6 protein-coding genes are annotated in these 5,075 nt (G+C 62.2%); 2 read left to right on the forward strand and 4 right to left on the reverse strand.

Annotated features, from left to right (window positions below):
- The coding region (locus tag EOA22_RS23915; RefSeq protein ID WP_164755764.1) for an exodeoxyribonuclease III at nucleotides 1-762 on the forward strand (762 nt) is incomplete at its 5' end.
- Between the two features lie 28 nt (nucleotides 763-790).
- Here EOA22_RS23915 and EOA22_RS23920 read toward each other — a convergent pair.
- From EOA22_RS23920 to EOA22_RS23935, 4 genes are all read right to left on the reverse strand, one after another.
- Nucleotides 791-1,465 (reverse strand): hypothetical protein, encoded by a 675-nt coding sequence (locus tag EOA22_RS23920; RefSeq protein WP_063169523.1) that lies wholly within the window; start codon nucleotides 1,463-1,465, stop codon nucleotides 791-793.
- A 267-nt stretch (nucleotides 1,466-1,732) separates the two neighbouring features.
- Nucleotides 1,733-2,815, reverse strand: coding sequence for a glycosyltransferase family 9 protein (locus EOA22_RS23925; protein ID WP_082826599.1), 1,083 nt, complete (start codon nucleotides 2,813-2,815; stop codon nucleotides 1,733-1,735).
- A gap of 214 nt (nucleotides 2,816-3,029) precedes the next feature.
- Nucleotides 3,030-3,485 carry a Crp/Fnr family transcriptional regulator gene (locus EOA22_RS23930; RefSeq protein ID WP_013528897.1) on the reverse strand — a complete coding sequence of 152 codons (456 nt, stop codon included), beginning with the start codon at nucleotides 3,483-3,485 and terminating at the stop codon, nucleotides 3,030-3,032.
- A gap of 121 nt (nucleotides 3,486-3,606) precedes the next feature.
- The gene (locus EOA22_RS23935; RefSeq protein WP_013528898.1) at nucleotides 3,607-4,290 is read right to left on the reverse strand and encodes a response regulator transcription factor; all 684 of its coding nucleotides are present in this window, start codon (nucleotides 4,288-4,290) and stop codon (nucleotides 3,607-3,609) included.
- A 144-nt stretch (nucleotides 4,291-4,434) separates the two neighbouring features.
- On the opposite strand from EOA22_RS23935, the gene EOA22_RS23940 reads away from it, so the two are divergent.
- Nucleotides 4,435-4,971: a L,D-transpeptidase gene (locus EOA22_RS23940; RefSeq protein WP_181172690.1), complete on the forward strand. Its 537-nt coding sequence runs from the start codon at nucleotides 4,435-4,437 to the stop codon at nucleotides 4,969-4,971.
- The last annotated feature ends 104 nt before the right edge of the window (nucleotides 4,972-5,075 follow it).

Genomic DNA, 5,075 nt, shown 5'->3' on the forward strand with positions numbered 1-5,075 from the left:
CGCATGCCGATCGTCGAGCGCCTGCTCGTCGAGCATGCGCCCGACGTGCTGTGCCTGCAGGAAACCAAGGTTCCCGACGAACTGTTCCCCGAGAAGGCTTTCCGCAAGCTCGGCTACGAGCACATCGCCTTCCATGGCCAGAAGGGCTACCACGGCGTAGCAACCGTGGCGCGGCGGCCGATCGAATTGGTCGAAAAGCGACGCTTTTGCGAAATCGAGGACAGCCGGCACCTCTCGGTGACGGTGCGGGCCGGCGGCAAGGCGATCCTGCTGCATAATTTCTACGTCCCGGCGGGCGGCGACGAACCGGATCCCGTCATCAACAGGAAGTTCAAGCACAAGCTCGATTTCGTTGCCGAGATGAATGCCATCCGGGCAGAACATGACGAGGTGTCCGGCTCGGTGCTGGTCGGCGACCTCAACATCGCCCCGCTCGAACATGACGTCTGGTCGCACAAGCAATTGCTCAACGTGGTCAGCCACACGCCGGTCGAGACGGAAAATTTCGAGGCGATGCGTCGCGCCGGCAACTGGGCCGACCTGATGCGGCTCAACGTGCCGGATGAGCAGAAGCTCTACACCTGGTGGAGCTATCGCGCGCAGGATTGGGAGCTGTCCAATCGCGGCCGCCGCCTCGACCACGTCTGGTCGTCGCCGAACCTTGTGCCCAGCTTTTCCGGCTACGAGATCCTGCGTCTGGCGCGCGGCTGGGAGCGCCCGTCGGACCATGTGCCTGTCATCGCGCGGTTCGATCTGGACTAGTCTGGTCGAAAATGCCCGCGTGCGGCAGTCAGTCTGTAGAGTTGGGACCGGCTGGATCCACCCACGGGCGGCCCAATCGTGTCACCATCGCCGCGTACCCAACGGCACCTGCCGCCCAGAGGAAGATGCCAAGCTCTTTGACGACGTCCTCGGCGATGGCGGCCGCAGAACCGGGGGTAGGAAACAGCTCTCCGAGCTGGTCGATCGATGCTGACATCGCCAGCAGGAAGCCTGCGGCCACAAAGATGATCGTGCCGTCGAATGTTTTCCGTCGCAGCCGGAAGAACCAGAACAACCCGGCGGCGGCGTAGGCAATCATCGGAACGATCTCCGGTATCCCAACAATGGGCAGCACGTCCTCATGGATCAACAACAGGTCATCGAGGCCCAAGAGGAGGGTAAGGCCGCCGAGAAACGTGCAATCCCATCGGCGCGTGAGCAGGCCAGCAAACAGGGTTGCGGCGCCGGAGCCGATCCATAGCGAAGCACCCAGGGACGAAATCCACCCCGTATAGAAACCGACTCCGGCGGCTGCGGATGGATCTCGATAAAAGATCCACGCGTCCAGACCACGAATTTGCGCGACGGACAGCGCGGCCAAGAGCATCGCAACGTTAATCGCCGCCGCCGCCACCACGACCAAGCGCCAGGCTATTGTCCATTCGCCGCCATGCTTTGTGTTCGGCGCGCTGTTCTCTGGCATTAGCTATTCTCATTGAGGACTGAGAGGAACTCCATTGGAATCAAAGATCAAGAAGTGCTGACCTATGCCTAATCCATTACGATGGCTGCCAGTTCTGCCGCGCCGAGAACTCCGCCTGCATTGTGCCGGTGGTCAGCATCGAACGGTTGCAGCGCTTCGCTCCACCGAACCCATTGTACCATGGCGCCGATGTTCAGGGGAGGCCGGCCTGCAAATGCCCGACCTGAATCCCAGCACGCTTCGAAGCGCGTCCAAATAAATTCGAACTCAAACGGCGCGCTTCACGTCTTCACGCATGTCGTTGCCCCAGGGCTGCTGCGCTGACAGGCCTGCGAGATCCGGTAGATGGGGATGGTCGCGGCGGCGTGTCGCCAGCATCCGTTGCGCCGCTTCGATGATTGTCGGCGCCGGGACATCGGCGACCAGGCCGGTCGGGCTGGCATGGCGGGTCGCGATCACGTCCACGCAGTTCGAAAGCGGCCTCCAACGGGCCATGTTGGCGCCGCCATTGAGGATAACCATCGGCGTCATCACCGTTGCCATGAGATGTGCGGTACCGCCTTCGGCGCCGATGTAAAGATCGGCAAACTCGCCGAGCGCCAGCAAGATGTCACCGATATCGACACCTCCGATCGCGGCGGAATCGACAAGCCGCAGCTTCGGCACGCGCTGAGCCAGCTCAGCCATATCGGGACCGTCGCCGGGGGTTTTCACATAGAGAAGGTTCACCCCGTCGGCGATCAGGCTGTCGGCGATTGCGGCAACCTGATCCGCCGACATGCGCTTGCTGGCGCTGCCATGCGCCGCGATAATGATCAAGGGAGCATGCTTGCCGTCCGCAAGGCTCCTGGCCGCCGCTCGTGCGGCCGGGCTAGGCTCCAGCCGATGATCGAAAGGCAGCCGCTTGCCGGCAAGGCGTTCGATGAGGCGATGGTAGCGCCAGGCATTGTGCCCGGGTCGTGCTTCAGGCCTTTGGCCCAGGCGCCAGGAAAGGGCGAAAGCCGGAAAGTTTGCCTCATAGGCAATGCCGCGGCCGAGCAGTGATGCCGAGGCCTGAAGCAGCCAACGCGCCGAGATGCGGAAATCGACGACGGCCAATCGCCCCTTGCCCTTGCTGTGACCGGCGATCAGGCGCGCCAGCGGCGTCCGCACATTGATCGCATCGACCAAATGGCCGGCATGGCGATTGAGGCTATGTTCAAGGGATGACGACCGGGTGGTTCCGTAGACGATGAAACTATCGGGGAATGCCGTTCTGGCGGCGCGCAATGCCGGAATCCGGATCAGTCCGTCGCCGAACGCGTCATTGCGGGAATACAAGATAATGGTCTCGTACCGCCCTGATGGCATGGCTCGCTCCCCCCAGGAGCCTGGTGGTGATGGCGCCTGCTGCGCCGGCCGCCTTCGAGGTGCTTTAGGATTTCACCTCTTGCCTGTCAACGGAGCCTTGCCGCTGGATCCGGGCGTCCGGACGGCCGCAGTGCGCCACGACCAGTTCATCGCTGTCGTTGAAAACACTTCTCCCTTCGGCTGCGAAGCCAGCAGCTTCGTGGGTACGCTAGATTTAGCCGGAGAAGCGCGGCGCCAGTTCCTCGATGCGGCGGATCATCGCCTGAAATTCCTCCGAGATGCGCTGGTGCAGCTTGACCGCGATCTCGGGATATTCCTCCAGGATGCGGCGGAACATCTTGCGGCTGAGGCGCATCACTTCCGAATCGATCTCGGCCGAGGCGCTGGTCAACCGGTTGGTGTCGGCGATCAATGCCAGTTCGCTCAGGATCGTGCCGGGGTCTGCCGTGCCAATCGGGATGCGTTCACCATTCTGCTCCCGGTAGAGCACGATGCGCCCGCTGACAACGATATAGGCGGAATCGGCCTCGTCGTCCTCGCGATAGAGCTTGTGGTTGGCAATCAGCCTGGTGTTCTCGGCGCCAAAGGCGAGCAGGCGCAGTTGTTCCTGCGTGAAGCCCTCGAAGAGCCTCACGGCGGACAGAACGCGGATGTCGTCATCCAGCGCCATCTAGCTATGTCCCCGAACCGACAGTCCGACTCCTCCTCTGCGAGTTCGATCCAAACCACCCTCCAACTGGATCGTACCCGAAAGCGGCCCCGCCCGGCCGCTCATTGGATAATGAAAATGTTTAAGGAACCAGCTTGTAGCCGCCGCTTTCTGTCACAAGAATTTCCGCATTGGAAGGATCGCGCTCGATCTTCTGGCGCAGCCGGTAGACATGGGTTTCCAGCGTGTGCGTGGTGACGCCGGAATTGTAGCCCCACACCTCCTCGAGCAGCACGTCGCGCGTCACCACCTTCTGGTCGGCGCGATAGAGATATTTGATGATCGAGGCCTCCTTCTCCGTCAGCCGCACCTTGCCGCCGCGCGGGTCGAGCAGCAGTTTCTGGCTGGGCTTGAAAGTATAGGGCCCGACCGAGAAGGTGGCATCCTCGCTCTGCTCATGCTGGCGCAACTGCGCCCGAATGCGCGCCAGCAGCACGGCGAAGCGGAACGGCTTCGTCACATAGTCGTTGGCGCCGGCCTCGAGACCAAGAATCGTATCCGAATCGGTGTCGTGACCGGTCAGCATGATGATGGGCGCCTTGTAGCCGCCCTTGCGCAGGATCTTCACCGCTTCGCGGCCATCCATGTCGGGCAGCCCGACATCCATGATGAGCAGATCGATGAGGCCGCCGCGCGCTGCGGCGACACCTTTTGCCGCAGTCGATTCCTGCAGCACGTCGAATTCCTCGTAAAGGGATAATTGCTCGACCAGCGTGCCGCGCAGGTCGTCATCGTCGTCGACGATCAGTATGGTGCGTGAAGTCATGGATCAATCCGTTGTTTTGAAAAGAAAATTCAGTTGACCGCTGCCTGTTTATGCGGAAGCTGACCGGCGTAACAGCCGTTCACAGTGATTTGTTCCGTGGCACGATCATACAAGAAAAAACACGATCGCAATGCAGCCGGCGCAATTTTGCGAAAAGGGCTGCGTGTGCTGACCGTGCGGGCGAGGCCTGGGCATCCAAGCCAGGGCCTGCTGCAGGCCGGGAAAACGGTGTTTGCCTGTGCGCTGGGGCGCGGCGGCATCTCGGCCGACAAGCGCGAAGGCGACGGCGCCACGCCGCTGGCCGCGATGCGGATCCTGTCGGGGTATTTCCGGGGGGATCAGTTCTCCAGCGGCCGCAGGACCCGGCTGGCGATGACGCCGATCGGGCCCGATCTGGGCTGGTGCGAAGTGCCTGACGACCGCAACTACAACAGGCCGGTCAGGATTCCCTATGGCGCCAGCCACGAACGCATGCGGCGCGACGACAGGCTCTACGATGCCTGCCTGGTGCTCGACTGGAACCTGTCGCCGCGCCGGCGCGGGCGCGGCAGCGCCATCTTCTTCCATCTGGCGCGCCCCGGCTTCACGCCGACGCAAGGCTGCGTGGCTGTCACGGCGCAAACCATGGCGCGGCTGCTGCCGCTGCTGTCGGACCGGACGGTGGTGAGGGTGGTAAGATAGTAAGATAGTAAGATAGTAGGGGAGTAGGGGAGTAGGGGAGTAGGGGAGTAGGGACAAGCTCGGCGCGGCCTTAGTTTTTCCTATTCCCCTATTCCCCTACCTGT

The organism is Mesorhizobium sp. M7A.F.Ca.US.014.04.1.1, from assembly GCF_003998745.1.
Lineage (GTDB): Bacteria > Pseudomonadota > Alphaproteobacteria > Rhizobiales > Rhizobiaceae > Mesorhizobium > Mesorhizobium ciceri.

Excerpts from the sequence above, each read along its gene's own strand:
- EOA22_RS23920 (WP_063169523.1), bottom strand. The coding sequence starts at position 1,465 with ATGCCAGAGAACAGCGCGCCGAACACAAAGCATGGCGGCGAATGGACA.
- EOA22_RS23925 (WP_082826599.1), bottom strand. The coding sequence starts at position 2,815 with ATGCCATCAGGGCGGTACGAGACCATTATCTTGTATTCCCGCAATGAC.
- EOA22_RS23930 (WP_013528897.1), bottom strand. The coding sequence starts at position 3,485 with ATGGCGCTGGATGACGACATCCGCGTTCTGTCCGCCGTGAGGCTCTTC.
- EOA22_RS23935 (WP_013528898.1), bottom strand. The coding sequence starts at position 4,290 with ATGACTTCACGCACCATACTGATCGTCGACGACGATGACGACCTGCGC.